The 26,839-nt window shown below is 67.7% G+C and carries 24 protein-coding genes and 1 pseudogene; 16 read left to right on the top strand and 9 right to left on the bottom strand.

Features of this window, described 5'->3' with window-relative positions; translation table 11 throughout:
• The first annotated feature begins 689 nt into the window (after nucleotides 1-689).
• From AC5P7E_RS16550 to AC5P7E_RS16610, 13 genes are all read left to right on the top strand, one after another.
• The gene (locus AC5P7E_RS16550) at nucleotides 690-896 is read left to right on the top strand and encodes a Flp family type IVb pilin (protein WP_043035237.1); all 207 of its coding nucleotides are present in this window, start codon (nucleotides 690-692) and stop codon (nucleotides 894-896) included.
• An 88-nt stretch (nucleotides 897-984) separates the two neighbouring features.
• Nucleotides 985-1,530, top strand: coding sequence for an A24 family peptidase (locus tag AC5P7E_RS16555; RefSeq protein WP_005409992.1), 546 nt, complete (start codon nucleotides 985-987; stop codon nucleotides 1,528-1,530).
• On the top strand, nucleotides 1,527-2,003 hold the full coding sequence (locus tag AC5P7E_RS16560) for a TadE/TadG family type IV pilus assembly protein (RefSeq protein ID WP_043035235.1): 477 nt from the start codon (nucleotides 1,527-1,529) through the stop codon (nucleotides 2,001-2,003). The genes AC5P7E_RS16555 and AC5P7E_RS16560 overlap by 4 nt, the downstream gene beginning before the upstream one ends.
• A gap of 23 nt (nucleotides 2,004-2,026) precedes the next feature.
• Nucleotides 2,027-3,064 (top strand): Flp pilus assembly protein CpaB, encoded by a 1,038-nt coding sequence (gene cpaB, locus AC5P7E_RS16565; protein WP_100438611.1) that lies wholly within the window; start codon nucleotides 2,027-2,029, stop codon nucleotides 3,062-3,064.
• Between the two features lie 18 nt (nucleotides 3,065-3,082).
• Entirely contained in the window at nucleotides 3,083-4,438 is a 1,356-nt protein-coding gene (locus AC5P7E_RS16570) for a type II and III secretion system protein family protein (RefSeq protein ID WP_049469784.1), read from the top strand.
• 27 nt (nucleotides 4,439-4,465) lie between these two features.
• Nucleotides 4,466-5,722: a CpaE/TadZ family protein gene (locus AC5P7E_RS16575; protein ID WP_024958095.1), complete on the top strand. Its 1,257-nt coding sequence runs from the start codon at nucleotides 4,466-4,468 to the stop codon at nucleotides 5,720-5,722.
• Entirely contained in the window at nucleotides 5,707-7,056 is a 1,350-nt protein-coding gene (locus tag AC5P7E_RS16580) for a TadA family conjugal transfer-associated ATPase (protein WP_005413742.1), read from the top strand. Before AC5P7E_RS16575 ends, AC5P7E_RS16580 begins: the two co-directional genes overlap by 16 nt.
• Nucleotides 7,057-7,058: 2 nt before the next feature.
• Complete coding sequence (locus tag AC5P7E_RS16585; RefSeq protein ID WP_495222858.1) at nucleotides 7,059-8,015, top strand: type II secretion system F family protein; 957 nt, start codon at nucleotides 7,059-7,061, stop codon at nucleotides 8,013-8,015.
• Between the two features lie 28 nt (nucleotides 8,016-8,043).
• Nucleotides 8,044-8,979 (top strand): type II secretion system F family protein, encoded by a 936-nt coding sequence (locus AC5P7E_RS16590; RefSeq protein ID WP_005409999.1) that lies wholly within the window; start codon nucleotides 8,044-8,046, stop codon nucleotides 8,977-8,979.
• Entirely contained in the window at nucleotides 8,979-9,869 is an 891-nt protein-coding gene (locus AC5P7E_RS16595) for a tetratricopeptide repeat protein (protein WP_111174162.1), read from the top strand. The genes AC5P7E_RS16590 and AC5P7E_RS16595 overlap by 1 nt, the downstream gene beginning before the upstream one ends.
• The gene (locus AC5P7E_RS16600; RefSeq protein ID WP_099490259.1) at nucleotides 9,866-10,324 is read left to right on the top strand and encodes a DUF3613 domain-containing protein; all 459 of its coding nucleotides are present in this window, start codon (nucleotides 9,866-9,868) and stop codon (nucleotides 10,322-10,324) included. Before AC5P7E_RS16595 ends, AC5P7E_RS16600 begins: the two co-directional genes overlap by 4 nt.
• Nucleotides 10,325-10,332: 8 nt before the next feature.
• Nucleotides 10,333-12,486, top strand: a complete 2,154-nt coding sequence (locus AC5P7E_RS16605; RefSeq protein WP_197596166.1) for a TadG family pilus assembly protein — start codon at nucleotides 10,333-10,335, stop codon at nucleotides 12,484-12,486.
• A gap of 99 nt (nucleotides 12,487-12,585) precedes the next feature.
• Entirely contained in the window at nucleotides 12,586-13,299 is a 714-nt protein-coding gene (locus tag AC5P7E_RS16610; RefSeq protein ID WP_111111936.1) for a DUF2968 domain-containing protein, read from the top strand.
• Nucleotides 13,300-13,377: 78 nt separating this feature from the next.
• Here AC5P7E_RS16610 and AC5P7E_RS16615 read toward each other — a convergent pair whose 3' ends face one another.
• The gene (locus tag AC5P7E_RS16615) at nucleotides 13,378-13,773 is read right to left on the bottom strand and encodes a hypothetical protein (protein WP_106549488.1); all 396 of its coding nucleotides are present in this window, start codon (nucleotides 13,771-13,773) and stop codon (nucleotides 13,378-13,380) included.
• 186 nt (nucleotides 13,774-13,959) lie between these two features.
• Between AC5P7E_RS16615 and AC5P7E_RS16620 the strand changes: the two genes are divergently transcribed.
• The gene (locus AC5P7E_RS16620) at nucleotides 13,960-14,784 is read left to right on the top strand and encodes an alpha/beta fold hydrolase (protein WP_329761762.1); all 825 of its coding nucleotides are present in this window, start codon (nucleotides 13,960-13,962) and stop codon (nucleotides 14,782-14,784) included.
• Nucleotides 14,785-15,008: 224 nt separating this feature from the next.
• Here AC5P7E_RS16620 and AC5P7E_RS16625 read toward each other — a convergent pair whose 3' ends face one another.
• From AC5P7E_RS16625 to AC5P7E_RS16655, 7 genes and pseudogenes are all read right to left on the bottom strand, one after another.
• Nucleotides 15,009-16,655 carry an MFS transporter gene (locus AC5P7E_RS16625; RefSeq protein ID WP_197596167.1) on the bottom strand — a complete coding sequence of 549 codons (1,647 nt, stop codon included), beginning with the start codon at nucleotides 16,653-16,655 and terminating at the stop codon, nucleotides 15,009-15,011.
• On the bottom strand, nucleotides 16,649-17,932 hold the full coding sequence (locus AC5P7E_RS16630) for an alginate export family protein (RefSeq protein ID WP_197596168.1): 1,284 nt from the start codon (nucleotides 17,930-17,932) through the stop codon (nucleotides 16,649-16,651). Before AC5P7E_RS16630 ends, AC5P7E_RS16625 begins: the two co-directional genes overlap by 7 nt.
• A pseudogene (locus AC5P7E_RS16635) lies at nucleotides 17,911-19,750 on the bottom strand (amidohydrolase). Before AC5P7E_RS16635 ends, AC5P7E_RS16630 begins: the two are co-directional and overlap by 22 nt.
• 119 nt (nucleotides 19,751-19,869) lie before the next feature.
• Nucleotides 19,870-20,295: a DoxX family protein gene (locus AC5P7E_RS16640; protein ID WP_005410009.1), complete on the bottom strand. Its 426-nt coding sequence runs from the start codon at nucleotides 20,293-20,295 to the stop codon at nucleotides 19,870-19,872.
• 2 nt (nucleotides 20,296-20,297) lie between these two features.
• Entirely contained in the window at nucleotides 20,298-20,954 is a 657-nt protein-coding gene (locus AC5P7E_RS16645; RefSeq protein ID WP_005410010.1) for a hydrolase, read from the bottom strand.
• Nucleotides 20,951-21,394 (bottom strand): helix-turn-helix transcriptional regulator, encoded by a 444-nt coding sequence (locus tag AC5P7E_RS16650; protein WP_005410011.1) that lies wholly within the window; start codon nucleotides 21,392-21,394, stop codon nucleotides 20,951-20,953. Before AC5P7E_RS16650 ends, AC5P7E_RS16645 begins: the two co-directional genes overlap by 4 nt.
• A gap of 50 nt (nucleotides 21,395-21,444) precedes the next feature.
• A complete protein-coding gene (locus tag AC5P7E_RS16655) occupies nucleotides 21,445-21,777 on the bottom strand; it encodes a hypothetical protein (protein ID WP_005413754.1) in 333 nt (110 codons plus the stop codon).
• A gap of 96 nt (nucleotides 21,778-21,873) precedes the next feature.
• On the opposite strand from AC5P7E_RS16655, the gene AC5P7E_RS16660 reads away from it, so the two are divergent.
• Together AC5P7E_RS16660 and AC5P7E_RS16665 are read left to right on the top strand one after the other, a co-directional pair.
• The gene (locus AC5P7E_RS16660; RefSeq protein WP_197596169.1) at nucleotides 21,874-24,903 is read left to right on the top strand and encodes a sensor histidine kinase; all 3,030 of its coding nucleotides are present in this window, start codon (nucleotides 21,874-21,876) and stop codon (nucleotides 24,901-24,903) included.
• Complete coding sequence (locus AC5P7E_RS16665) at nucleotides 24,896-25,549, top strand: response regulator (RefSeq protein ID WP_005413756.1); 654 nt, start codon at nucleotides 24,896-24,898, stop codon at nucleotides 25,547-25,549. The genes AC5P7E_RS16660 and AC5P7E_RS16665 overlap by 8 nt, the downstream gene beginning before the upstream one ends.
• 43 nt (nucleotides 25,550-25,592) lie before the next feature.
• Here the strand turns inward: AC5P7E_RS16665 and AC5P7E_RS16670 are convergent, their stop codons facing one another.
• Complete coding sequence (locus AC5P7E_RS16670; protein WP_060381166.1) at nucleotides 25,593-26,786, bottom strand: MFS transporter; 1,194 nt, start codon at nucleotides 26,784-26,786, stop codon at nucleotides 25,593-25,595.
• Between the last annotated feature and the right edge of the window lie 53 nt (nucleotides 26,787-26,839).

The raw sequence follows: 26,839 nt of genomic DNA on the forward strand, positions 1-26,839 counted from the left end.
TGTCGTCCCCCCATTGATCCGCAACTCGCTGCGGCCCCCACTGCCTGACAGGGCCACACCATTCCTCCAGGAACCTTCGCCATTGCCGGGATGGCCTCGGCCGGTGCCACGCGACCAACCCGGTTGAAAGCAGCAACGTGAGAGCGAGTATGCCCGATAACCATCGAAGGTAAACCCGAACTCCGTATTGAAGAAAATAGATACAGAGATGAAGAAAATGTCGTCGCCAGTGGCACGATATTCGCATGCACCATTTGCTCCATCACAATATCTGCACGTCGATGAATCGTTTTGCCAGCGAACGGATACGCGTCACAGAAACAACCTGAAAGTTTAAGGGCTGCCGCGTTTCTGCCGAATTTGCATATAGGTTCCAGTTGCAGCCAACCGCCATTCAGGCAAAGTCGACGACACGGTGATCCGGTCGCTTCAAAAACGACCACACCTGGGGGAGCGTATGACCACGACCGTATCGCAGAACAGTTCGACCGCCGGCGCATCGCCGCGTGGTTGCGACGTTGCGGCCGGCATTTCCCCCGGGGCAGATCACCAGGAATGAGCACGGCGGGTCATTCCCGTCATGCCACCCCGCCAGGATGTGCGGGGCCCACGGACGATCCCGGCGGAGCCGGGCCACCGCCCAACAGGTGTCCTGCATCTGCAGACAACAAGTAGAGGGAGACAAGGCCATGAACGCATCCATCCGCAAGTTCCTGAAGGAAGAAGATGGCGTCACCGCGCTCGAGTACGGGCTGCTGGCCGCCGTCATCGCCGGCATCCTGATCGCGGTCGGCAACAAGGAGATCAAGGGGTTCTTCGAGACGCTGTTCAAGAACCTCTCCGACCTTGCCACCAAGGCCTCCGGGTCGGCACCTGCGACCGGCGGTGGCGGCTGAGCCTGCGCGCATCGCACATCCCTGCAGCGGTGCTGGGATGTGCCGGTGGCAACTGCAGGCTGTCCAATGACGGACGACGGAGTGTGCGATGACGTTGCTGGGACTATTGGCCATCGGCGTGTGCCTGCGGATCGCGATCAGCGATCTGTATGCCCGCCGGGTGCCCAATGCCTGGCTGTTGTCTGCGTCCATCATTGCCATCGCATTGATCATCGCGGGGCAGTTCAGCACGCCGCGCCAGCCGTGGCCTGCCCACGCGGCGGGCGCGGCGCTCGGCCTGGTGGCCCTGCTGCCGTTCTATGCCATCCGCTGGATGGGCGCCGGTGACGTCAAGTTCTTCGCGGTACTGGGGCTGATGCTGGGCTGGAAAGCCCTGCTGCCGATCTGGATGGTGGCCAGTCTCGCGGCCGGCCTGCACGCGGCGGTGATCATTGTTGGCCGCCGCCTGGGCGTGATGCTGCCCACAGGCCTTCAGATGCAGGTCAACCGCGCCAGCAGCCAATGGCAATCGCACCCCGCCCTGCGCGACATGCAGGCCGCGCGCCAGGGACGACATGGCATTCCCTACGCAGCGTACCTGGCCATCACCGGCATCGGCTGGGTCCTGGCAAGCGTCTATGGAGGTGTGGCATGAACATCCGCAATCCACGGCGTCAACGCGGTGCAGCCAGCATCGAATTTGCCCTGATGCTCATGCTGGGCCTGCTGCCACTGCTGCTGTTCACGTTCTCCGGCGTGATGATCATGGCCGCGCAACAGACATTGGCGACGGCCTCGGCCGAGGGCGCTCGCGCTTCGTTGCGCTATGGCAGCGCCAATGAACGGCGTACCGCAGCCTGCGTAGCAGCCCGCAGTTCGATGCAGTGGCTGTTGAAATTCTCTGGACAGGGTGTCGACTGCAGCAATGGCGGCAGCAACGCAATCGTTGTCTCCGCGCAGGCACCCTGCGCCGGCCTGGCCACTGCGCAGTGCATGACGGTGACCGTCAGCTACGACTACGCCAGCCATCCCTTCCTGCCGGGCACCGCCACGCTTTACAAGTGGGTGATGCAGGCCCCCATCCGTAGTGTCGCGGTCGCCCAGCTCGACCTCGGCAGCGGCAACTGACCATCGGCACAGGAGACGGTTCCATGCTCAAGTTGACCCGCATCGCTGCCGTCGCCCTGATCGGGCTGGCCGTGCTGCTGGCGGTGATCGCCTTGATGATCGGGCGCAAGCAGGCCGCGCCGGCCACGGTTGCCCCGGTCGCGCAGAGCGAAGTCCAGGCGATCACCGTGGTAGAGGCGGTGGCACGACTGCCGGCCGGCGAACCGATCTCTGCCAATGGGGTGCGCCTTGCGCAGCGGACCACGGCGGTAGCCGGTGCTGCCACCAGCATCTCGGCCGTGGTTGGCAAGGTACCGGTGCAGGACATCGCCGAGGGCACCGCCATCAGCAGCGGCGCCCTGGCACAGGGATTCTCGCTGCAGCTGCGCCCCGGCGAACGCGCGCTGGCCGTCCCGGTGGACGAACTGGTCGGCGCCGGAAACCGCATCCTGCCGGGTGATTTCGTCGATGTCTTCCTCAACCTGCGCAATGCCCAGCCCAACGCCAGCGGTCCGGCAGAGGCCGCGCAGACTCGCCTGCTGCTGTCGCGGCTACGCGTGCTCAGCTACGGTCAACAGGACATCGCTCCGGTCACCGGCGATGCCGTCGCCGGCAACGAAGGTGATACCCGCAACGATCCCCGCGCCGCCGACATCACCGGCAATGGCAACAACCATGGCTCGGGCAACGAGGCCACCCAGCCGGCACGCAGTGCGGTACTGGCAGTGCCGGTGGCCGATGCCAACCGGCTGCTGCTGGGTGCGCAGCAGGGAAAGCTGTTCCTTGCCCTGCGCAACCCGGCCGATACGGGGCAACCCGACCTTGCACTGTTCCCACAGGCGCGTGGCGTGATCGATCCCGTGCGTGGCCTCGATGCCGAACAGCAGCTCGCACTGCAGCGGCCGGAGAACCACGCCTTCGCCGGCATCGATGGTGATGCCCTGGCCGGCCGCGGCAACAGCGCAGCCCGCAGCAACCCGCAGCCCCCGGTGCATGCGCCGGCGGCTCGACGCAGCGCACCGCGTGCGTCGGGCATCGAGATCATCCGTGGCGACAGCTCCGCCCCCCGCGGTTCCCTTTGACCTGCATCGAGCGCATCCATGACCGAACGCCGCCGCCCACGCCCCTCCCCCCGCCAGCGCTGGCTGGCCCTGCTGCTGGTGCTGCTGGCTCCGGCAACAAGCGTGGCCGCAGACGATCTCGTGTTGCAGGCGCGTGAGCAGCGCCCGTGGACGCTTCCGGCCGATCTGGAACGGGTCGCCATCGCCGACCCAGGCGTCGCCGATATCGTGATGCTGCGTGGGCAGCGGCAGGCCCTGCTGGTCGGAAAAGCGCCGGGTACGACGACCCTCCTGCTGTGGCACCGCAAGCAGGCCGAGCCGCAACGCCTGCAGGTGCGGGTGCAGAGTGCCGTGCAGGGCGCGGCAGACGCAGGCTCCAACGGGCTGGTGTTCACCCAGCAGGACAACCAGGGCCTGCTGCAGGGAAGCACCGATAGCCTGCTCTCGCACATGCAGGAACAGAAGACCGCGGCCATGGCGCTGGGCAAGGACGGGCTGCTTGCCGACGCGTCGACGGTCAGCAGCGGCGGCGTGGTGCAGGTCGAGGTCAAGGTGGTCGAATTCAACAAGACCGCGTTGAAGCAGATCGGCATCAGCTTCCAGAACCGCAATGGCAGCTTCGCCTACGGCTTCGCCCGCCCGGGCGGCCAGTTGCCGGGCAACACCGGCATCCTGCCGGGCATGAAGGAAGGCAACTCCGGCAACGAGGCCGAGTCGCCCATCTCTTCGGCGTTCCGGCTGGTGTTCGGCTCGACCAAGGGCCTGTGGAACGCCGATGTCGACCTGTTGCAGAGCAACGGCATGGCGCGCGTGCTGGCCGAACCTACCCTGGTCGCATTATCCGGCCAGAGCGCCAGCTTCCTGGCTGGCGGCGAACTGCCGATCCTGGAGCCGCAGGGCCTGGGCACCACCACCATCACCTATAAACCGTTTGGCATCGGCCTGACGGTGACACCAACGGTACTGGCCCCCAACCGCATCGCGCTGAAGGTCGCACCGGAAGCCAGTGATCTGGACTACAGCAACGCCATTGCCCTCAATGGCGTGCAGATTCCCTCGATCACCACGCGCCGTGCCGACACCACGGTCGAACTGGGCGATGGCGAGAGCTTCGTGATCGGCGGCCTGGTCAGCTCCAATGTCGTCTCCAACGTCGGCAAGATCCCGCTGCTGGGCGACCTGCCGATCATCGGCTCGTTCTTCCGCAACTTCGACTACAAGCGCCAGGACAAGGAGCTGGTGATCATCGTCACGCCGCGGCTGGTGCAGCCGCTGGCGCGCAACACCGAGCTGCCGTTGCCTGGCGAACGCGAGGCCAAGCCGCACATGCCCGAATGGGGCGCCTGGCTGCTGGGTCCCATCAGCCAGGATCCGGTACCCGGCTTCTCACGCTGATTCCATGATGCCTGCGATACCACGCCCATGCCCTACGCCACTGCCCAGCCGCTGCATCCGCAAGGACCGCCGATGAATCTGGTCCTGTACGGAATGGATCGCGAACTGCTGCCCCGGCTGGCGGCCAAACTGCCGCCGACCACTACCCTGCACTGGCAGGACAGCAGCACGCCGACCTCCGCTCTGGACCTGCAACGCGGGCCGCAGAGCCTTGTGCTGCTGGATTTCCGCCCTGAACATGCCGCCGCCTCCAGCGTACTGGCGCAGCAACTGCAACAGACCGAACCGGATCTTGCATTGGTTGCCGTCGGTGCCACCAGTACCGGCCAGGTAGAAGGCATCGTCATCGCATTGCGGGCGGGCCTGCGCGATGTGCTGGACCTGGACAGCGACAACGTCGGCATCGAGGCCGCGCTGCGCCGCGCCCTGTCGCCACGACCGGCTGCCGCCGCGCAGCACGCGCACAAGGCGCGCCTGATCGTACTGCTGGGCGTGCGCGCCGGAGTGGGCACCAGTACGCTGGCCGCGCATCTTTCGGTGCTGGCACAGCAGACCCGTGCGCTGGCGCAGGGCGAGGCACTGCAGCAGGACGGCCTGCTGATGGAGCTGGCCCAGCCTTCGGGTGACCTCGCGCTGTACCTCAACCTGGACAGCCGCTTCCATTACGAAGACGCGCTGCGCAACGCCAGCCGCATCGACGCCACCCTCGCCCGCACTGCGATGGCTCGCCATGACACCGGCCTGGTGCTGCTGGACCGCGCCAGCGGCAGCGATGCGGTGCCGCCATCCGATCCGGCTGCGCTGCTGCAGCGCCTGCGCCACGTATTCGCCAGCGTGCTGTGCGATGCCGGTGGCTGCCCGCTGCGGCAGCTACCGCCGCTGTTGCTGGACCAGGCCGACGAGATCTGGCTGGTCACGGACGCCTCGATCGCCACGCTGGTATCGCTCGACCAGGCCTTGAAGCACTTGGCCGGCCAGCGCGAACGGGAGAAGCGCCTGCAGCTGGTGATCAACCGCCACGACGACAGCAGCGGCATGAGTCCCGACCAGATCGCACGCCGATTCGAAGTGCCACTGCTGGCCACGCTGCCCGAACGCCCGCGCGTGCGCCTGGCGGCCAGCCAGGGACATCTGCTGCTGCAGGACGCACCGCGCGACCCCTACCTGCGTGCCCTCGCCCCGCTTGTGTCGCGCCTGGATCCGGCTGCCTGCCCGGTCCAGGCCCATGGCCTGCGGGAAAGACTCTCCCTTGCCCTGGGTGGATCGCAATGGAAGACAAGGTAACCCCGTTCCCACATGCCGCCACCCGCCCGGTGCTGCCCGACAGCGCCCCGGCCCACCTGCCGTTCGCGCAGACCGAGCAGTACCAGAAGGTGCTGTCGGCCGCCCATGAGCACCTGCTCAACAGCATCGAGGACGAGCGCATCGACATCGATTCCTGGGCCCCTGACACCATCGCCCGCTGGGTGCAGGTGCAGACGGTGGGCTTCATCCAGGAATGGCGCATCCCGATCAACGAGGAGGAGATGCAGGTGGTGGCCGAAGGCCTGGTCAAGGAGCTGACCGGCTTCGGCCCGCTCGACGACCTCCTGCACGACCCGACGATCGAGGACATCCTGATCAACGGCTTCAAGGATGTGCATGTCTCGCAGGGAGGACAGCTCAAGCGCGCCACCCAGCGTTTCACCGACGACACCCACCTGCTGCGCATCCTTCGCCGCATCCTCGCGCCGCTGGGCCGCCGACTGGACGACTCCAACCCGATGGTCGATGCGCGCCTGCCCAACGGCGGCCGCCTCAACGCGATCATCTCGCCGCTGGCAGTGGATGGGCCGATGGTCTCCATCCGCAAGTTCCGCAAGGATCCGTTCACCCCGGACGAGCTGCTGGCCAAGGGCACCTTCGATGCGCCGATGCAGGCGCTGCTGAAGGCCATGGTGCTGGGCCGCTGCAACATCCTGGTGTCCGGCGGCACCAGTTCCGGCAAGACTTCACTGCTGAACGCACTGGCCAGCTACGTGCCGCCGAACGAACGCGTGATCACCGTCGAGGACACCGCCGAACTGTCACTCAACCACCCGCACGTGGTCCGCCTGGAAAGCCGCATCGGTGGCGCCGAAGGCCATGGCGCGGTGAGCATCCGCGACCTGGTCCGCAACAGCCTGCGCATGCGCCCGGACCGTATCGTGGTCGGCGAGGTGCGCGGCGCCGAAGTACTGGAAATGCTGCAGGCGATGAACACCGGCCATGACGGCTCGATGGCGACCATCCATGCCAACTCTCCGCGCGACTGCCTGTACCGCATCGAGATGCTGGCCGGGTTCGCCGGGTTCCAGGGCAGCGAGGACAGCCTGCGCCGGCAGATCGCCAGCGCCATCGACTTCATCGTGCAGATCTCGCGGCTGGGCAGCGGCCGGCGCGTGCTGGTCTCGATCACGGAGATCACCGGTGTCAGTGACAACCTGATCACGACCCAGGAAATGTTCCGTCACGAACTGCAGATCGATGGCAACGGCAAGGAAATCGATCGCTGGATCGGACTGGGCTTCCACCCGCATTCGCACAAGCTGGAGCCGTTCCGGCAGCAGTTGCGCGAATCGTTGTACGGAGACTTCTGAGCATGGGCACGGGCCTGCTGCTGGGTGTACTGAGCATCATCTCGGTGCTGCTGGCGCTTGCGGTATGGCTGTGGGGCACCGCCAGCAACCGGGAGCAACGCCAGGCTTCGCTGCAGCACGCCGAGCAGCAGCTGGCTCGCGGAGGCGCCAGTGGCGGAGCCCCGGCCGGGGCATCCGTAGCCGCCGCCAACGACCCGGCGCGACCGGCAAGTGCCGGGCGCCGGGTGTTGCCGCTGGACGGCCTGCTGCAACGTGCGGGCCTGCAGACGGGTTGGAAGCTGCCCATCATGATGCTGGTGCCGGGACTGGTGCTTTCGGTCGTGGCCATGCTCAGGCTCGGTACGGCGTGGATGTTCCCCCTGACCCTGCTGCTGTACCTGCTGGCCCGCTGGCTGTGGGTCATGCGCCGCACCACGAAACTGCGTGCACAGCTGCTGCACCAGCTGCCCGACTTCCTCGACAACCTGGTGCGGCTGACCGCGCTCGGCAACAGCCTGCAGGCTGCCTTCCAGGTGGCATCGATGCAGACCAGCGCGCCGCTGCGCGGACTGCTGGATACCACCGTGCGCTACGCGCGCAGCGGCATGGACCTGGACCGTGCCCTGAGCCTGGCGGCACAGCCCTACCGGATGGATGTGCTCAAGGTGCTGTCCGTCGTGATCGGTGTCAGCGTACGCATCGGCGGACGCTCCGATCAGATCCTGCAGCGCATGGGCGATTTCATGCGCGACCTGGAGCAGGCCCAGCAGGAGCTGGCCGCGACCACGTCGGAAACGCGCATGTCAGCCTGGGTGCTCGGCCTGCTGCCTCCGGCCAGCGCGGTGCTGATGGCCATATCGAGCCCCGAATTCTTCCAGCCGGTGCTGCACGATCCGCTCGGTCACAAGATCCTGTTGATCGCGCTGGGGCTGGAGCTGTTTGGCGCTTTCCTGCTCTACCGCCTGGCCAAGTCGCTATGACCACCCGGATCCGCCACGGAGGTGCCCGATGAGTGCCAGCACCTGGTTTGCCCTGTCGCTGCTGGTTCTGGCCGCCGGTGTTGCCCTGCTGGGCATCGCCGGATGGGTACGCAGCCATCGCGAACAGCGCACTTCGGCCACCTTGAAGACCGCACTGCAACCGCGGGATGAGGCGCGCGACACGGAGGCCGCGCGCCGTGATTCGCTGGGTTGGCTGGAACGCTTCGGGCGCGCGCTCAGTGGCGGCCGCCTGGAATCTGCATTGCTGGCCAATGAAGACCGGCTGCTGCTGGACCTGGCGGGCTGGAACACACGTCGTGGCACCGCCATCTATCTTGGCCTTCGCCTGCTGCTGGGCGTGCTGGTGCTGGTGCTGGCCCTGGCGTTCAGCAGCGCCCAGGGGCTGGCCAGGATGATGGTTGTGATCGGTGCGCTCGCGGCAGGCCTGCTGCTGCCGAAGTTCATCCTCTCTTCTTGGGTGAAGCGGCGCCGGCGCGCCGTCGACAACGAGCTGCCCCTGCTGATCGACCTGCTGCGCCTGCTGCAGGGCGTGGGCTTCAGCATGGACCAGAGCCTGCAGACGCTGGGCGACAAGCTGCGCGACGCGTTGCCGGTGCTTGGCGGCGAGTTGCAGGAGGCCAACGTCGCGTACACCCATGGCCGCACGCGCGCGCAGTCCCTGCGCCGGCTGAGCGAGGTCTACGCGGATGATGACCTGACCAGCCTGATGCAGTTGATCCTGCAGGTGCACGCGCATGGCGGCGCAGTGCAGGAACCACTGCGGCAGTTCAGCATCCGGTTGCGCGAACAGCGCCGCAACGCCCTGAAGGAAAAGGTTGGCAAGCTCTCGGTGAAGATGACCGTGGTGATGATGCTGACCCTGCTGCCAGCGCTGATGCTGGTTCTTGCCGGACCGGCGCTGGTCGCGCTGGCCACCACCATGTCCAAGATGGGATCGCCCTGATGCCTGCCCTGCGCACCTCCTGCCTGTTGCTCGCCCTTGCCGCCGTCGCCAGTGGTTGTGCGTCGACCACGCCGAAGTACCTGCGCGCGCCCAGCCTGGCCGCGCCCGAACCGGCGCCGCAGGACAGCCGCAATGCCTACCTGGAACTGATCGGGCGCATGCAGCAGCAGGGTGCCTGGTATGCCTCGCTGGCCCACGTCGATGCCTTCCGCCAGCGCTATGGCGACCCGCCGGCGTTGCGCCTGCTGCAGGCCGACGCCCTGCGCGAGACCGGCCAGGCCGACGCTGCCATCGCCCTGTACCGCGAGCTCTCCAGTGGCCCGCAGGCCGCTGCAGCCGCACACGGCCTCGGCCTGATCGCCGCGCGCCGTGACGACGATGGCGGCAGCGAGGAGGCACTGGCCCGGGCCACGCAGCTGCAGCCATTGAACACCGATTACCTGGGCGATCTCGGCTATGCACGTCTGCGTGCAGGTCAGTTCGAACAGGCGCGTGAACCGTTGGCCAAGGCGCTGGAGCTGTCTCCAGGCAATGCCAAGGCCACCGCCAACCTCGCCCTGTGGGCGGTGCTGCGTGGCGACACCGCCACTGCAGAGCGCCTCGCCGGACAGGCCAACCTCAACGAGGACACCCGCCGCAGCATCCAGCAACAGGCCGCGCAGATCCGTGCCCGCCTGCAGCAGCGCCAGGTCGCCGCGGCAGCTGCCGCAGTCGTGCCGGCCCCTGCGCGTGCTACCGCCAGCGATGCCGCCAGCAACCGGCCCGGCGCCACGCGACTGGCGGCGGAACCACACCGCGACAGCCGCGATGAACGCGATCCGCAGCGCCTGCCGCCCTCGATGCTGGAGCGCTTCAGCACCTCCGATCAGCCGAACGGAAACACTCCATGAGCGCCATGCCCCTGACCCGACACCTGTTGCCTGCACTGGCCTGCCTGCTGTTGACCGGCGGCGCGCAGGCGCAACAGCAACCCCTGACCGGGCAGATGCTTGGCGGCGGCACGCCCGCTGCGCCGGCTTCGCAGCCGCTGCAGTCCGAGTCACTGGCCACCGTGGACCTGGCGACCCCGCCGGCACCGGTGCCGCAGGCGGCGCCTGCAGCGGTCGCCATCACCGACGGCAACACATCAGCCGCGCGACCCGGCCGCAGCCAGATCGGCGACACCACGCGCGACCTGTTCCGCCTGCAGGCATCAGGGCAGCAGGCCGGGCAACGCCTGCCGATCCTCGGCGACCAGGCTACGTTGAGTTACGCCCGCTACATGAAGAGCTTCGAACACGAGATCCCGGACTTCTTTGAAACCGATGTCGCCAAGTCCAAGGGATCATCCTCATCGGGACGCTGAGGTAGGCCATGAAACGCCCACGCCAGTTCAGTTTCGGCCGCCCCCGCGGCGGCATGTCGGTCACCATGATGCTGGTCATGCTGGCGCTGCTCGCCATGCTGGGCCTGGTAGAGATCGGCTATCTGTTCTGGGCCAAGCGTGACGCACAGAAAGTCGCGGACCTCGCTGCACTGGCCGGTGCACAACGGCTGGAGCTGTGCACGTCTGACAACAGCGACAACAGTGCAGCGCGGCAGAGCGCGGTCACCCAGAACAGGTTTGCAGGCACCGTGCAGATCCGCTGCGGCAACTGGAGCGCCGCACGCAGCACGTCGAACCGCTTCGTCACCACCATCGATGCCAGCAACCCGCGCAATGCCGTGCAGGTAGTCGCGCAGCGCAGCGTGCTGCCGTTCTTCGGCCAGAACACCGGCCTGCCCACCGTCAGCGTGGAGGCCGTAGCCCGCCGTTCCGAACCGACTGCGGTGTTCGCGGTCGGTTCGCAGCTGCTGCGCACCAATGGCGACTCGGTACTGCTGTCGACCCTGCGCCTGGTCGGCCTGGATGTCACCAATGCCACCGTGCTTTCCTATGACGGCCTGGCCCAGGCCAACATCACCCCGTCGGGCCTGCTGAAGGCGTTGAACATCCCGGTCAGCGCCAACCTCAGCGTGGCCGACTTCAACCGGCTGCTGTCGGTCAACAAGATCTCGCTGGCACAGCTGGTCGATGCCACCGCCACCGTGGTCGGCCGCGATACCACCGTGGGCGTACAGCTGCGCGCGCTGTCCGACCTGGTCGCCACCCAGCTGGACATCAACAAGCTCAACATCGTGCTGGGCAGCCAGTCCGGCGGCGGTGGCCTGTTCGCCGAAGTCGTCTCGCCGGATGGCACCGTCGGCAGCGCGCTGGAAACGAAGGTCAACGTACTCAACCTGATCAGCACCGCCATCTCCATCGCCAATGACGGCAACGGCGTGGCGGTCAAGGGATTGGACCTGCTGGGCATCAACATCCAGGCCGGCGTGGTCGAGCCGCCCTCGATCGCCATCGGTGGTGTTGGTACCCGCGCGTACAACGCGCAGGTGCGGCTGATGGTGGACGTGGACAGCAACAACCTGTTCGCGGTGGGCCCGCTGCTGAACCTGCTCGGCACGCGACTGCACCTGCCACTGCATGTCGATGTCGCCAATGCGATGGGCACGCTGACCGGCATCCAATGCGGCGCCAGCCCACAGAAGGCCACCATCCAGGTCGATTCGTCGGTGCTGCGCGCCTGTGTCGGCAATGTCGACCCGGCGCAGCGCTTCTCCAAGAGCAATGTCTGCGACGCCACCCTGAAGAACGAGCAGCTGCTGAAACTGCTGGGGCAACCCTTGATCAATGACAAGATCACCCTGCCCGCCCTGACCAGCTCGCAGAGCCTGACCCTGGCTGCGGGCGAAACCGCCTCGACCCGGATCAATCCACTGGCGGTGGGCAACGCAGTATCGGACCTGGTCAATGAACTGCTGCGCGTGCTGTCGGGCATGCTCAGCTCACCCAAGCAGGGCATGAGCGCCAACGACACCGCCAAGGCACTGGCCGACCGCTACCTGCAGGCCACCTTCCCGCCGAACACCCGCTATGAGGTGGACAAGCTGATTCCACTGCTGCGCGATGGCGACGCGAGCCGGCAACTGGCCCCGCTCAACAGCTGGACCGTACCCGGAGGCCTGCCCTACGCCTGCGGCCTGCTGAACCTGGCCACCTGCCACAAGGACGGTCCGGTCTGGGATGCGTTCAAGGTGACCGTCACCGGCCAGGGACTGGGCGTGCTCGATGGGCTGCTCGGATCGCTGGTCGGCGGCCTGCTGATCAACCGCTGCGACAGCCTGCTCGGCAACCTGATCGACTACAACGGCTGCGTACGCAACAACCTCGCCTCGTACATCCAGACCGCACCGGCCGGCTTCCTCGATGGTACCGGTGGAACCGGCGTCAGCAATCCGGATGGCAGCGTGAGCTGCAGCGGCCTGCTGTGCACGCTGCTCAAGCCGATCCTGGCCGCCCTGCGGCCGGTGCTCAACAGCGTCGGCACCCTGCTGACCAACCTGCTGGCCAGCGTGCTGGGCCTGGAACTCGGCCGCACCGACGTCAACGTGCAGTCGATCCAGTGCAGCGCGGCGCAGCTGGTCTACTGACCCGTGACGGGCGCCCTTGGCGGCGCCCGCGCCCATGCTAGACTCCCGGCGGGGAACCACCTTCATCTCAACCCACACTCATCCGTGGATGGTCTAGACATGCGAGAAACTTCAGGGGGCGCGGTCTTCGCCCGGCACGCGCGCGGCGCGGCACTGCTGGCCGTAGCCATGATGCTGGTGGCACCGGCGGCGATGGCTGCCCGTGGCGACCGTGAGGCAGCCGCAGAGCCGGCCGCACGCAGCGCGCCGGTGGTGCGCAACACCGTTGACGAACTCAAGCAGCTGATGGATTCGCGGCAGCTGACCGAGCTGCGCACGACCTACAACGGCAACTACGGCGCCAGCCTGCTGTTCAACGCCAACACCCTGACCTACTACGTCGCCCTGTTCCAGGAGAAGAACTTCTGGCGGGTGATCAAGACCGATGCCGTCGACAACGCCGAGCGGGTCTACCGTACCTTTGCCCAGCAGTCCGAACAGCTGGCCCAGGTCTACATCGATACCACCCGCCTGGAAGCCGGCAAGCGCTACACCGAGCGCCTGGTGGCGTACAACGAGGAACGCCTGCGCACCCTGCAGCAGGAAATGGAACAGCAGCAGGCGCAGTCGGCCCAGGTCAGCGCCGCCCTGCAGCAGGCGCAGCAGCAGGCGGTCAGCCTCAGCACCGACGTGCAGAGCACCAACAGCCAGCTGGACGCCCTGCAGCGCCGCATCCAGATCCTGCAGGCCGAACAGGGCAACCCGGAACTGAGCCTGCCCAAGCCGGACAGCGTGCCTTCGCCGGCACCGGCTGCCGCCAGCGACGGTCGCTGAGGCCCGGCCATCTGCATCCACGCACAACGGCGCCACAGGGCGCCGTTGTCGTTTTCGGCCTTTCGTGAGCCACCACGCTCAGCGGCAAGCGTCGTACACCGCGTCGTCCAGCTGACGGCGTTGCACGAAGTCCAGGCGCTTGCTCCTGGCAAGCACCTCCCCGCGGTGCTGTCGTGCGCGCTCACAGGCCCTGGGGTCCGTACTGATGGGTATCAGCGCGGCCTGCGCCCGCCGCGAGCGCACGGTGCGCGGTGGCGCCAGCACCCCACTGCCCGCCCTGGCCGGCTTTGGCACTGGTCCGCGCGACAGCGATTGCTCCTCCGGCACCTCCCAGCGCCATTCCGCATGCCCCTGGCAGGGTGTCTGCTGATAGACCGGATGCGGACCGTCCACGCATTTGTAGACATTGGTCTGCGCATGAACCGCTGCGGCGAGCAGCAGGCACAACAGTGGGCTGCATCGCACTCTCGACATCGCATGCTCCTGGACAGGACGGCCATCATCGTCAGCGCCGAAGCCGCCGGCTTCCAGAGCGATACGCGTCACACCCCGGTCAATCCAGCACAGCCGTGCAAGCCACCCACCGGGCCACGCGCTGTACTGCTGGCGGTTCCGGCATATCCGCCGGCGCCGTCCCTCCCTTCCGCCAAGGAAACCGCAATGAGCAACTTCGTCACCGTCGCCGACGGCGCGCGCATCTTCTACAAGGACTGGGGCACCGGCCAGCTGATCGTGTTCGCCCACGGCTGGCCGCTGTCCTCCGATGCCTGGGACCCGCAGATGCTGTTCATGGGCCAGAACGGCTTCCGCGTGATCGCCCACGACCGTCGCAGCCACGGCCGTTCGAGCCAGACCTGGGATGGCAACAACATGGACACCTACGCCGATGACCTGGCCGCGGTGATCGAGGCGCTGGACCTGAAGGACGCGATCCTGGTCGGCCATTCCACCGGCGGCGGCGAAGTGGCCCACTACATCGGCCGCCACGGCAGCACGCGCGTGTCAAAAGTGGTGCTGGTCGGCGCCGTGCCGCCGCTGATGCTGAAAACCGACGCCAATCCGGCCGGTACCCCGCTGGTCGTCTTCGACGGCATCCGCAAGGGCACGGGCGGTGACCGCTCGCAGTTCTTCAAGGACCTGACCACACCGTTCTTCGGTGCCAACCGCGATGGCAATACCGTTACCCAGGGCATGCGTGATTCGTTCTGGCTGCAGGGCATGCTCGGCGGCGTCAAGGGCCAGTACGACTGCGTGCACGAATTCTCGGAAGTGGACTACACCGAGGACCTGAAGAAGATCGACGTGCCGGCGCTGGTGGTACACGGCGATGACGACCAGATCGTCCCGTTCGATGCCTCGGCGAAGTTGTCCTCGCAGATCATCAAGGATGCCGAGCTGAAGGTGTACGCCGGTGCACCGCATGGCCTGACCGTCACCCACGCCGACCAGTTCAACGCCGACCTGCTCGCGTTCGCGCGCAGCTGATGTACCGCGGCGGCGCCGCATCGGTGCCGCCGCCCCTTCGGTAGAGCCGGCCGCTGGCCGGCAACCCCATCATCCATCGTGATCACGCGCAGCCGGCCAGCGGCCGGCTCTACCACCGGCGGGTCAACCGCCTCTGCTTCGGTAGTGCCGGCCGCTGGCCGGCAACCCGATCACCCATCGTGATCACGCACAGCCGGCCAGCGGCCGGCTCTACCACCGGCGGGTCAGATGTCGGTGTGGTGATGCGGCACGGCGGCAGGCAGCGGGTCATGCCCACCCACGAAGTGACGCACCACGGGTGCACGCTCACCGCGATGCAGCTCCCGCAATACTTCCTGGATGGCCTTGTCATCAGCGGTGATGCGTTCGTGCTGGCGCAGGTGCTCCAGCCACGACGGGGTCACGAAATACTCCAGGTGGATGCCTGGACTGGCCACGTCCTCGACCACGCCCCAGACCACCGCGCCATCGCGGCGGCGGATCGTACCCAGCGCGCGCATCTGCGACTGGAACGCGGCACGCTCAGCACCGTCGATGCGGTACTCGATGGTGACCAGCACCGGGCCGCGATCGTTCGACACCGGCACCGACAGCTCGGGTGCGGGCCAGTGCCCGGCCGGACGCAGGTTCAGATCCTCGGTGCCAGCAATCCGCACGCGCCACACCAGCAGTCCGCCGATCACCGCACCTGCGGCAGCCACCAGCAACGCCAGCTCCGGCGAGGTGCGCTGTGCCAACGCGCCCCAGCTCAGGCCACCGGCCGCCATGCCGCCCGAGAACACCATGATGTACAGCGCCAGCGCACGCGCACGTACCCATGCCGGCACCGCCGTCTGCGCGGCGATCTGCAGCGACGACAGCACGGTGATCCAGGCGAAGCCATTGACCAGCATCACAGCCGGAAGCACGGACCAGCTGCGGGTCAGCGCCAGCCCGACCAGGCTGAGCGCCAGCGACAGCGTGGCCAGCAGCACCAGCAAGTCGCGATCCAACTGCGCGCGCAGCTTCGGCAGCAGCAAGGCCCCGCCCACTGCACCGATACCGATGCAGCCCAGCAGCATGCCGTACTGCCCCGCCCCACCCTGCATCTGGCCGCGTACCACCACCGGCAGCAGTGCATTCATCGCCGCAGCAAAGAAGAAGAAGCCCACCGACTTGATCAGCACGGCCTGCAGGCGTCCAGCGCGGCTGGCATAGCGCAGGCCCGCCTTCAGCCCTGCACCAAAGCCTTCCGGTGGCAGGCTGGATTGCTTGGGATCACGCTTCCAGCCCCACACCACGAACAGCATCGCGGCAAAGGTGATGGCATTGAAGCCGAACGCGCACACCGCACCCAGCTGCGCCACGATCACGCCACCAATGGCCGGGCCGATCGAGCGGGCGATGTTGATGCCGATCGAGTTCAGCGCCACCGCCGAGGCCAGCATCGGCTGCGGCACCAGCTCGGAGACGATCGCGGCCTGCGCCGGCATTGCCATCGCTGCTCCGCAACCCATGCAGAAGGTCAGCAGTACCAGCAGCTGCGGAGTCAGCATGTCCATCGCAGTCAGCGCCGCCATCACGGCCGCGACCAGCAGCATCCAGCCCTGGGTCGCCAACAGGTACCTGCGGCGATCGACGATGTCGGCCAGCGTTCCGGCGGCGAGTGCCAGCAGCACGATCGGCACCGTGGTGGCCGACTGCACCAGCGCCACCATCAACGGCGAACCGGTACGTTCGGCCATGACCCAGGCGGCCGCCACGTCATTGACCCAGGTGCCGATGTTGCTGGCCAGGATCGCCAGCCAGATCGAGCGGAACATCTGGATCTTCAGCGGGGACCAGGCACCTGCGGCCTGTACGGGGGGTTGCGACGCGCTTGCGTTCACCATTGCCATGCTCCAACGATCGAGGCGAACAGCGTGTCCTGGCCACCGGCCTGCTTCAGCGCAGGACCGGCATCGACCCAGGCCAGCTGCAGCTGCCATTGCCAGTGTTCGCTGGCCTGCCAGCGGGTTTCGGATTTGTATTGATTACCGATGCGGCGCGCAGCACCGGCACTGCCTGGCAACGCCACCAACGGCGCCGGCGTGGTATAGACCGCATCGGCGCGACGATGCTTCCAGGCCATCTGTACGCCCAGCTCCGTCGTCACCGTGTCGTGCAGGCGCAGGCTCAGGGTCGGCTGCACGTCCATCAGGTTGGCCGGGGCCAGCAGGCTGGCCTCGCTGAAGTAGGCCGATTTCGGGAACAGTGCATTGAAGGTTCCCAGGCGGCCGTCCCGCGGGTTGCCATCGCCACTGGCGATGTCGGCCTTCAGCCCCAGACGCGGCTGCAGCGGCAGCTCCGCCCAGCGCCACCCTGTATCGGTGGCCAGCGTCCAGGCGCGGATATCGAGCGTGCCGACGGCCGTTCGCAGTTCACCGCCCTGCGCCACCAGCTCGCTGTTCCAGTCCAGTGCACCGGCCTGGCCGAACCAGCGTGTACCCACGGTCTGCCGGCGTTCGATGCCGGAGCCCGCCGCGAAGCGCGCACCCTCGCGGCGATAGTCGAGCAGATACAGGTCCCACTGTCCCGCGCCCTGCCCGCGTGCCGTGGTGGCGTAGGCGCCCCACAGGTGGGCACCGTGTTCCCCTCGATCATCAAAGGCGCCCGGCCGGTTCTGCACCGGTCGCAGTGCCATCAGGTCAAGCGTGCCAAGGCGGCCCTTCCAGCCCAGGCGCGCACCATCGAAGGCCAGGCGGATGTTCGGCCCATCGCGCACCGACAACAGTCGTGAGCTTCCGTAGCCGGCTTCCTGCCGACCGAGTTGCAGGTGGAAGCCGCCGCGCTGCCAGCGCCAATACGCCTGCTGCACGTCCAACGCGCTGCGGTCGGTGCGGCCGGGTCCGCCGGCCCTGCCATTCTCAGCATGCACGCCCAGCTGCAGCTTTGCCTGCCAGCGGTCCTCCACATAGGTGGCCGAGGCCAGCGCACGCAGCAGGCCATGGCCATCTTCGCTGCCACCAATACCGAACCGGGTCGGGTCGTAGTACAGGCCACGCACGCGCAGTGAGGCATCCCACTGCAATTGGCCGTCACCGGCGTCAGTGCAGTGGCCACCCTCGCAGGCCAGCGCCAGCGATGGCACGGCCAGCAGCGCCAGGCTCAGAACGCGAAGCACGAGCATCCCATCGCGCCCCAGAACGCGGTCAGGTCATTGGTCGGCGCCGCGTGCTGCGCGGCATGCCCGTGCGCACCGTGGGTACTGCAGGCCACGCCGTGATGGCGGCGATGGGTGGTGGCCAACCCGGTGGCCGCACCGCCGACGTGGTAGCCACCGAACCGGTTGACCGGCGACCAGTCCGGCATCGCCGGCGGCAGCTGCGGCGCAAGGCCGGCGTAGTCGCCGTCGGCGTGCACGATGCGGCCGCCGACGACGGTCAGCAGGCTGGTGATGTCGGCAATTTGCGCGTCGTCGACGCGGAAGAAATCGGCCGAGAGCAGGATGAAGTCGGCCAATTGGCCAGCTTTCAGCGTGCCCTTCACCGCCTCGTCGCCGGAGAACCAGGCGCTGCCCTGGGTCCACAGGCGCAGGGCCTGCTCGCGTTCAAGCAGGTTTTCCTCGCCATACAGGGCCAGCGGTGCGCCCGGTCACCAGCCAGGACAACGCCACCCACGGGTTGTAACTGGCCACGCGGGTGGCGTCGGTACCGGCACCGACCGGCACGCCTTCGGCCAGCATGCGCTTGACCGGCGGCGTGTGCCGCGCGGCCTGCACGCCATAGCGCTCGACGAAGGCTTCGCCCTGGTAGGCCATGCGGTGCTGCACGGCAATGCCGCCACCCAGCGCACGGATGCGTTCGATGTTGCGCGGGGTGATGGTCTCGGCGTGGTCGATGAACCAGTGCAGGCCATCGAACGGCACCTCGCGGTTGACCTGTTCGTACACATCCAGGATGCGGGTGATGCTCTCGTCGTAGGTGGCGTGGATGCGGAACGGCCAGCGCTTCTCGACCAGCAGCTTCACCACGTCGTGCAGTTCCGGCTCAAGCTCCGGCGGCAGTTCCGGGCGGGGCTCGTTGAACAGTTCGAAGTCGGCGGCGGAGAACACCAGCATCTCGCCGGCACCGTTGTGGCGCAGCAGGTCATCGCCCTGGCGCGGCTGCAGGATCTCGCTCCAGCCACGGAAGTCATCCACTTCCCTGCCCTTGTTCTGGGTGAACAGGTTGTAGGCAATGCGCACCGTCAGCTGGTCATCGCGGTGCAGCTGCTCGATGACCTGGTAATCCTCGGGATAGTTCTGGAAGCCACCGCCGGCGTCGATCACCGAGGTGATGCCAAGCCGGTTCAGTTCGCGCATGAAGTGGCGCGTCGAGTTCGCCTGGTACTCGATCGGCAGGCGCGGTCCCTTGGCCAGCGTCGCGTACAGGATCAACGCATTCGGCTTGGCCAGCAGCAGCCCGGTCGGGTTGCCCAGCGAATCGCGCACGATCTGCCCGCCCGGCGGATCCGGCGTGTCCTTGGTGTAGCCGCAGGCGCGCAGCGCGGCACGGTTGAGGAGTGCGCGGTCATACAGGTGCAGCAGGAACACGGGTGTATCCGGCGCGATGTCGTTGAGCTCCTGCAGGGTCGGCAAGCGCTTCTCGTTGAACTGCGCGGCAGTGAAGCCACCGACCACGCGTACCCACTGCGGCGCGGGCGTGCGGTCGACCTGGGCTTTCAGCATGTCCAGGGCGTCGCCCAGCGAGCGCAGGCCGTCCCAGCGCAGTTCCAGGTTGTAGTTCAGGCCACCGCGGATCAGGTGGGTGTGGCTGTCGTTGAGGCCGGGCAGCAGGCGCCGGCCCTGGGCGTCGATCAAGGTCGCTTCATTGCCCCAGCCGCGCATGATCTCCTCGTCGCTGCCGACGGCAACAATGCGTCCTTCCTGCACGGCCAGCGCCTGCGCATGCGGCTGCTGCGGGTCGAGGGTGGTGATGCGGGCATTGCGGATGACCAGCGTGCTCATGCGACGCTCCTTGGAAGTGGAATCGAGTTCGGCACCGGCACGGCCGGCCAGACCGAGCGCAACAGCGGCGCCGCTGGCCAGCAGCACGTTGCGGCGGCCGTGATCGAGGGGATCGTGACTCATGCGAGGTCTCCCGGAAGGCGATGGACGTCCAGTGCCCAGGTGCCGGGCCCGGCCAACGCGATGGCCAGCAGTACCGTGGTCCACATCAACGGGTACTCACTGCCACCGCGCATCCAGAACCAGCCCCTGGGCAGGGCCAACAGGACGGTGAAGCCGATGAAAGCAGCCGCCGCAAGCGCGGCGATGCGGGTCTGCCATCCCAGCAGCACGGCCAGCCCGGACAGCACCTGCAGCAGGGCCAGCAACAGCGGCAACGGTGCCACCGCTGGCAGCCCGAAGCCGCGCAGCTCGGTAGCGAAGCCGGACAGCCCCGGTCCACCGAACCAGCCGAACAGCTTGCCCAGTGCGTGCGGCAGCAGGAAGCCTCCTGCCGCCACGCGCAGCATCAGCAGGGCCAGGTCGAGGCCATGGCCAGCCAGCATGCTCAGTGCCCGCCTTCCTGCGCGCCGAACATGCGCTTGGCGTACTGGATGCCGATGCCGTAGCCGCCGGCATGGTCGCGGGCAATGCCGGTGGTCAGGTCGTAGGTTTCACCGCGTGCCCAGTCGCGCTGCAGTTCGAGCAGGTACTGCACGCTGGTCATCGGCACCGCGCCGGCCTGCACCATGCGGGTGATCGCACGCTCGTGCGCTTCTTCGCTGACATCGCCGCAGGCATCGGTGATCACGTAGACCTCGAAACCCTGCGCCAGCGCCGACAGCGCCGGCCCGACGATGCAGACGCTGGTCCAGAGGCCGGCAAGCACCAGGCGGCGCTTGCCGATGCGGTTGATCTCATCGATCACCGGCTGGTCTTCCCAGGTATTCATCGAGGTGCGGTCGAACACCGGCTGGCCAGGGAAGATCTGCGGCAGTTCCGGGAACATCGGGCCGGAGAACGACGCTTCTGCGACCGTGGTCAGCACCACCGGCACATTGAAGCCCTTGGCACCCTTGCTGATCAACGACACGTTGTTGCGCAGCGCGGAGATGTCGATGGTATGGGTAGCGAATGCCATCTGCGACTGGAAGTCGATCAGCACCAGGGCATGGTCGGTGGGCGACAACAGGGCCGGGGCGGGCGTGGCGGTGGCAAGGCTCATGGGTGGACTCCGTTGGAAACACGATCAGGGGGAAGCAACAGGGCTGCATCGCCGGCCAGGTACTGGCCGGGGCTGCAGCCGGTCTCGGCGCGGAAGCTGCGGACGAAATGGCTCTGGTCGAAGAAGCCGAGCTGCTGCGCCAGGCAGGACATCGGCAGGTGCTGGGCCGACAACAGCTCGCGCGCACGTTCGATACGGCGACGGCGTACATAGCGCAGCGGGCTGGCGCCGGTACCGCTGCGGAACAGGCGCACCAGATGGAAGCGACTGACGCAGGCGACGGCCGCCAGTTCGGTGACCCGCAGCGGCTGTGACAGGTGTTCATCGACATAGCGCAATGCACGCTGCAATGCGGCGACCTGCTGCGGCGCCAGTGAAGCGGCGGGCGGATCAGGCGGAAAGATGGTGGCCATGCGGGACGCCGCGAAGGGATGCCCCATGGTGCGTGACCCCTGCGTGATGCCCTACCCCCGTCGGTCGAGGCCAGCACCTACCCGAATGGGGGAGGCCGACGGCCGAGCAGGCGGCGCCCGAACAACCGCGCATCCAGTGAATAAGCGCCAGGGCCCAGCGCCAGCAAGGCCAGCGGCAACACCACCAGTGGCCACGGCAGTGCCTGTGCATACAGGCCCAGTGTTGCCGGCACTACCGCCAGCGGCGTCAATACGCCCAGTGCAAGCATCGCCACCGCCAGCAGGCATAGCGCCGACAGCCAGCCCGCGTGCGTGCCCGGCGTGCACAATGCAGCGGCCACGCACAGCCGCAGCCACAGCAGGCCGATGCCCGGCCCGCGGTCGGGGAACATCACGAACAGGCGCTGCATGGCCGGACTCCACAGGACATGCCGGCGTGATAGCCGACCACGGCACCAGGCGCCTACCCCGTTCGGGTCACCCGCGGCTGCCCCGCACCTGCCAGAATGCGCGCCATGCATGGCCGCCCCTTCCCGTTCCTGCGTCGCCTGCCGGCGCTGCTGGCGTGCCTGCTGCTGTGGACCGCCCTGCCCGCCCTCGCCGTGCAGCGGCCGGCCGTGAGCAGCGGGTTGCCCGGCTACGAGCACACCGCCTGGCGGGTCGGCCAGGGTGCACCCGGTGACATCTGGGACATCAGCCAGGACCGTGACGGCCTGTTGTGGTTGGCTACCGGTTCAGGCCTGTACCGATTCGACGGACGTCGCTTCGAACGGCAGGCGCCACCGGCTGGCACCCGCTACCCGTCCACCAACATGGTCACGTTGGAACACAGCGCCGATGGCGCACTGTGGATCGGCTACTTCCAGGCAGGCATCAGCCGGTTCGCGCGCGGCCAGCTGTACAACTACGGCCGCGGCCAGGGCGTGCCGGTTGGCGTGGTACCGCACTTCAGCCAGGACCGCGACGGCCGCATGTGGGCAGCCATCAATGGAGGGCTGCGCGAGTTCGATGGCCAGCGCTGGCAGCCGCTGCCCGCAGACACGGGCGTTCCGGAACACCGCGTGCAATGGGTGCTGCACGACAGCCGTGGCACCTTCTGGGTACTGGCCAACCTCAGGATCTGGATGCGTCCTGCAGGCCAACCGCGTTTCGAGGACACCGGCATTGCTGTATCCCAGATGGCGACGCTGACCGAGAGCCCGCAGGGCGAAGTCTGGCTGGCCGACCGTGTGCGCGGCACCTCGCCGCTGGCCAATGCGCAGGGCCTGCTGCCAGACAGCGAACGCGAAGCGCGACGCCTGCCGGACCTGGTCGCCGCACGCCTGCAGTTCACTGCCGACGGCGCGTTATGGGCCACGATGAGCCCGCATGGCGGTGTGGCCCGGGTCACGTTCGACGGCAGCCGCGCCGTGCGCATGGAGCGTTTCGATTCGCCGCACGGGCTGACCGCCACCTCGGCCGTGCCGATCATCGCCGACCGCGAAGGCAATCTCTGGGTCGGCACCAATCTGGGCCTCAACCGCTTCCGCGTGCGCAGCGTGCACACGCTGGCGGTCGGCCCCAGTGATCCCTATCGCTCGCTGGTGCGGGCCAGCGATGGGCGTGTGTACGGCTACGGCGAGGACCTCAAGCCGTACGACCTGCGCCGGCCACTGCTGGAAGGCAGCGCCGCACAACTGCAGGCGGCCGCGCGCCGGGCGCCCAAGCCGATCTGGCAGTTCGACTGGGTCAACCTGGCACGCACGGTGGCCGGCCACACCACGCTGATTCCGCTGCCCGAGCCCTTCACCGGGCAACCGCTGCATGCCCTGCTGTTCGCCGATGACGACCAGGCCTGGGTCTGCACCGGTGAACGTGGCGTGCTGCACTATCTGCACGGCCAGTGGCAGCGCGAAACGCGCCTGCCCGAACAGGCCTGCTCATCACTGGCGCTGGATGCCAATGGCCAGCTGCTGCTCGGCTATGCCGACGGCCGGCTGCGCAGCATGGGCGCGACCCGCATCGAAACCTTCGATGCCAACCACGGGCTGTTGGTCGGCCCGGTCACCGCGCTGCTGCACCACCAGGACCTGTTGCTGGTGGCCGGTGAGGCCGGGCTGGCCGCCCGCCTCGGCAATGGCCGCTTCATGCCGGTCAACACCGACATGGCCGGCGTGCTGGAGGGCATCACCGGCATGGTTGCCGATGCACACGGTCACCTGTGGCTCAACGGCAGTCGTGGCCTGGTCCGGTTGGGGAGCGATCAGTTGCGGCGGGCGCTGCGTACCGGGCAGCCGGTGACGCCACGCCTGTTCGATGCGGTGGATGGCATGCCGGGCATCGCCCTGCAGAGCGGACCGATCCCCACCGCCGTGCTGGCCGACGACGGCCTGCTATGGCTGGCCACCAACCAGGGCCTGGCCTGGCTGGACACCACCCGGTCGCACGTCAATACGATGGCTCCCAGCGTGCGCATCGGCGACGTGCTGCATGGCAGCGAACAGCAACCACTGCGGGACGGCCTGCGCCTGCCGGCCGGCACCAGCCAGCTGCAGATCGACTACGTGGCGCTGTCGCTGGCACGCCCGGAACGCAACCGCTATCGCTATCGCCTGTCCGGCGTTGACGATGGCTGGCAGGACGCGGGCAGCAGCACCCGCGCGTATTACACCAATCTCGCGCCAGGCAACTACCGGTTCGAGGTGGAAGCCGCCAATGAGGACGGCATCTGGAGCACCGCACCGGCCAGCCGCAGCTTCCGCATCGCGCCTACCTTCATCCAGACCGTGTGGTTCAAACTGCTGTGCACCGCCGCCGTGCTCGCACTACTGGTGCTGGCGGTACGCATCCGCAGCGGGCAGCTGGCCGCGCTGTTCCGTGCGCGCCTGCAGGAACGCAATGGCGAACGCGAACGCATCGCGCGCGACCTGCACGACACCCTGCTGCAGGGCAGCCAAGGCCTGATCCTGCGCCTGCATGCGATCAGCCAGTCACCCCAAACACCCGAGCCGGTGCGCAGCCAGCTGGAGTCGGCGATGCAGCTGGCCGAGCGCAACCTGGCCGAGGGCCGCGAGCGGGTCAATGCGCTGCGCGAGGGGCCGTTCGCGGGTCGCGACCTCGCTTCGGCACTGGCCGATGTGCACGCCGAGTATGCCGGGCACGGCACCAATCCGCTGCGCCTGACCGTGGAAGGCACCCCTCCACCGCTGCAGGCTGATGCCGCCGAGGAAGTGTTCCTGATCGGACGCGAGGCGATCCGCAATGCGCTGCGCCATGCCAATGCCAGCGCCATCGAAGTGGAGCTGTCCTACGGCACGCGGTGCTTCCTTCTACACGTGCGCGATGATGGCGTGGGCATCGCCGACGAAAATGCCGGCCATGGCCATTGGGGCCTGCAGGGCATGCGCGAGCGCGCGCAGCGCCTTGGCGCGGAACTGCAGCTGTGGACCCGCCCCGGGCTGGGGACCGAAGTGGCGCTGGCAGTTCCCGCCCGGCGCCTGTATCACCGCCGCCCATCACGTTGGCGCTGGCCCTGGAGTAGAACGAGCCATGACTGAAACCCCTGCCCCGATCGGCGTACTGGTGGTCGACGACCACCCGCTGCTGCGTGACGGCCTGGCCGCCCTGCTGGGCGCACAACCCGATCTGCGCCTGCTCGGTGAAGCCGCCGACGGCGAGGAAGCCATCGCACGCTACCAGCAGCTGCAGCCGGACGTGGTGCTGATGGACCTGCAGATGCCCCGCCTGGATGGTGTGGAAGCCATCGTGCGAATCCGCGCGATGGACCCGCGCGCGCGCATCATCGTGCTGACCACCTACCGCGGTGACGTACGTGCGGTGCGGGCGTTGCAGGCCGGCGCCAGCGCCTACCTGCTGAAGGACATGCTGCGCCACGAGCTGGTCGACACGATCCGCATGGTTGCGGGCGGCCGGCGCGCGCCGATTCCACCAGCGGTGGCGGCGAGCATCGCCGCGCATGTGGTGGAAGACCGGTTGTCGCCGCGCGAGACCGAAGTACTGCGGCACGTGGCCGGTGGCCTGTCGAACAAGCGCATCGGCGAGCGCATGCAGATTTCCGAGCAGACGGTGAAGGCGCACATGAAGAGCCTGATGGACAAGCTCGGCGTGGGCGATCGCACGCACGCGGTGACCCAGGCGCTGCGGCGCGGCATCATCAGCCTGGACGACAGCGGTCACGATTAGTGGGTTGTTCGGCAGGGCTTGCAGCCCTGCCAAACACCCCCCCTTACTTCAAGCGCAGCAGCAGGCTGCCGCCCGCACACACCACTGCCAGCCAGGCCACGCCGTGCCACCCCCACTGCGCCAGCGCCAGGCTGCCCAGCGCACCGCCGGCGGCCATGCCGATGAACATGCCCGTGAACAGCAGCGCATTGAGCCGGCTGCGGGCCGGCGGCACCAGGCCATAGACCAGCGTCTGGTGCGCCACCAGCGCCGACTGGAAACCGAAGTCGAACAGCAGCGCACTTACCACCAGCAGCGGCAGCAGCGCAACGGCCGGCAACCAGGCTTCGGCCAGCAGCAGCCCGAAACCCACCAGCGCCACTGCGATCGCCAGCCGCGCCACCGCATGGCAACCCAGGCGATCGGCGAAACGTCCTGCAAACGGCGCAGCCAATGCGCCGGCCGCGCCGGCGATACCGAACGCACCCGCCGCCGCACTGCCCAGCCCCAGGCGGGCATGCAGCATCAGCGCCAGCGTCGACCAGAACGCGCTGAAGCCCACTGCCAGCAACGACTGGCTGGCCACCGCACGGCGCAGCTGCGGCTGCTCGCGCCACAACGCCAGCAACGAACCCAGCAACGCCGGATAGCGCAGCGTGCTGGTCGGTGCGAAACGCGGCAGCGCGCGCGCCATCACCGCGCCCATCGCCGCCACCGATACCGCGGCCAGTACGAACTGCGTGCGCCAACCCCATGCTTCAGCCACCACGCCACTGACCACGCGCGACAGCAGGATACCGAGCAGCAGGCCGGTCATCACCCGGCCGACGATCTGGCCGCGTTGTGCATCCGGCGCCAGCACCGCAGCGGCGGGCACGATGTCCTGTGCCAGCGTGGCCATCAACCCGACCAGCAGGCTGGCCATCAGCAGGCCCGGCAGGTGCCCGGCCATCGCTGCAGCGCCCAATGCCAGTGCCAGCAACGCGGACTTCAACAGGATCAGGTTGCGGCGGTCGAAGCGGTCGCCCAACGGCGCCAGCAGGAGAATGCCAAGCGCATACCCAAGCTGGGTCAAGGTCGGCACCAGGCCGGCGGCGCGCTCGCCTGCGCCGAGGTCCTGGACGATCAGGCCCAGCATCGGCTGGCTGTAGTACAGCGAGGCGACCGAAAAGCCGGCGCCGGCCGCCATTGCCAGCACCAGCGGGGTGGAGGGTGCGGTCGCGGGCGCGGCGGCGACGGATATCGAAGGGGTAGACATGGGGGAGTCCGGTGGAGGAAGTGGACGTATCCTGCCGGTATTCGCCGAACGTC

It is taken from the genome of Stenotrophomonas sp. YJH_SMC_25, assembly GCF_059369595.1.

Coding starts and splice junctions, on each gene's coding strand:
- AC5P7E_RS16645 (WP_005410010.1), bottom strand. CDS start 20,954: ATGAGCCTTGCCACCGCCACGCCCGCCCCGGCCCTGTTGTCGCCCACC.
- cpaB (WP_100438611.1), top strand. CDS start 2,027: ATGCTCAAGTTGACCCGCATCGCTGCCGTCGCCCTGATCGGGCTGGCC.
- AC5P7E_RS16600 (WP_099490259.1), top strand. CDS start 9,866: ATGAGCGCCATGCCCCTGACCCGACACCTGTTGCCTGCACTGGCCTGC.
- AC5P7E_RS16640 (WP_005410009.1), bottom strand. CDS start 20,295: ATGCTGGCTGGCCATGGCCTCGACCTGGCCCTGCTGATGCTGCGCGTG.
- AC5P7E_RS16590 (WP_005409999.1), top strand. CDS start 8,044: ATGAGTGCCAGCACCTGGTTTGCCCTGTCGCTGCTGGTTCTGGCCGCC.
- AC5P7E_RS16670 (WP_060381166.1), bottom strand. CDS start 26,786: ATGTCTACCCCTTCGATATCCGTCGCCGCCGCGCCCGCGACCGCACCC.
- AC5P7E_RS16585 (WP_495222858.1), top strand. CDS start 7,059: ATGGGCACGGGCCTGCTGCTGGGTGTACTGAGCATCATCTCGGTGCTG.
- AC5P7E_RS16560 (WP_043035235.1), top strand. CDS start 1,527: ATGAACATCCGCAATCCACGGCGTCAACGCGGTGCAGCCAGCATCGAA.
- AC5P7E_RS16595 (WP_111174162.1), top strand. CDS start 8,979: ATGCCTGCCCTGCGCACCTCCTGCCTGTTGCTCGCCCTTGCCGCCGTC.
- AC5P7E_RS16555 (WP_005409992.1), top strand. CDS start 985: ATGACGTTGCTGGGACTATTGGCCATCGGCGTGTGCCTGCGGATCGCG.
- AC5P7E_RS16630 (WP_197596168.1), bottom strand. CDS start 17,932: ATGCTCGTGCTTCGCGTTCTGAGCCTGGCGCTGCTGGCCGTGCCATCG.
- AC5P7E_RS16605 (WP_197596166.1), top strand. CDS start 10,333: ATGAAACGCCCACGCCAGTTCAGTTTCGGCCGCCCCCGCGGCGGCATG.
- AC5P7E_RS16660 (WP_197596169.1), top strand. CDS start 21,874: ATGCGCGCCATGCATGGCCGCCCCTTCCCGTTCCTGCGTCGCCTGCCG.
- AC5P7E_RS16615 (WP_106549488.1), bottom strand. CDS start 13,773: ATGTCGAGAGTGCGATGCAGCCCACTGTTGTGCCTGCTGCTCGCCGCA.
- AC5P7E_RS16550 (WP_043035237.1), top strand. CDS start 690: ATGAACGCATCCATCCGCAAGTTCCTGAAGGAAGAAGATGGCGTCACC.
- AC5P7E_RS16665 (WP_005413756.1), top strand. CDS start 24,896: ATGACTGAAACCCCTGCCCCGATCGGCGTACTGGTGGTCGACGACCAC.
- AC5P7E_RS16575 (WP_024958095.1), top strand. CDS start 4,466: ATGCCCTACGCCACTGCCCAGCCGCTGCATCCGCAAGGACCGCCGATG.
- AC5P7E_RS16580 (WP_005413742.1), top strand. CDS start 5,707: ATGGAAGACAAGGTAACCCCGTTCCCACATGCCGCCACCCGCCCGGTG.
- AC5P7E_RS16625 (WP_197596167.1), bottom strand. CDS start 16,655: ATGGTGAACGCAAGCGCGTCGCAACCCCCCGTACAGGCCGCAGGTGCC.
- AC5P7E_RS16620 (WP_329761762.1), top strand. CDS start 13,960: ATGAGCAACTTCGTCACCGTCGCCGACGGCGCGCGCATCTTCTACAAG.
- AC5P7E_RS16650 (WP_005410011.1), bottom strand. CDS start 21,394: ATGGGGCATCCCTTCGCGGCGTCCCGCATGGCCACCATCTTTCCGCCT.
- AC5P7E_RS16570 (WP_049469784.1), top strand. CDS start 3,083: ATGACCGAACGCCGCCGCCCACGCCCCTCCCCCCGCCAGCGCTGGCTG.
- AC5P7E_RS16655 (WP_005413754.1), bottom strand. CDS start 21,777: ATGCAGCGCCTGTTCGTGATGTTCCCCGACCGCGGGCCGGGCATCGGC.
- AC5P7E_RS16610 (WP_111111936.1), top strand. CDS start 12,586: ATGCGAGAAACTTCAGGGGGCGCGGTCTTCGCCCGGCACGCGCGCGGC.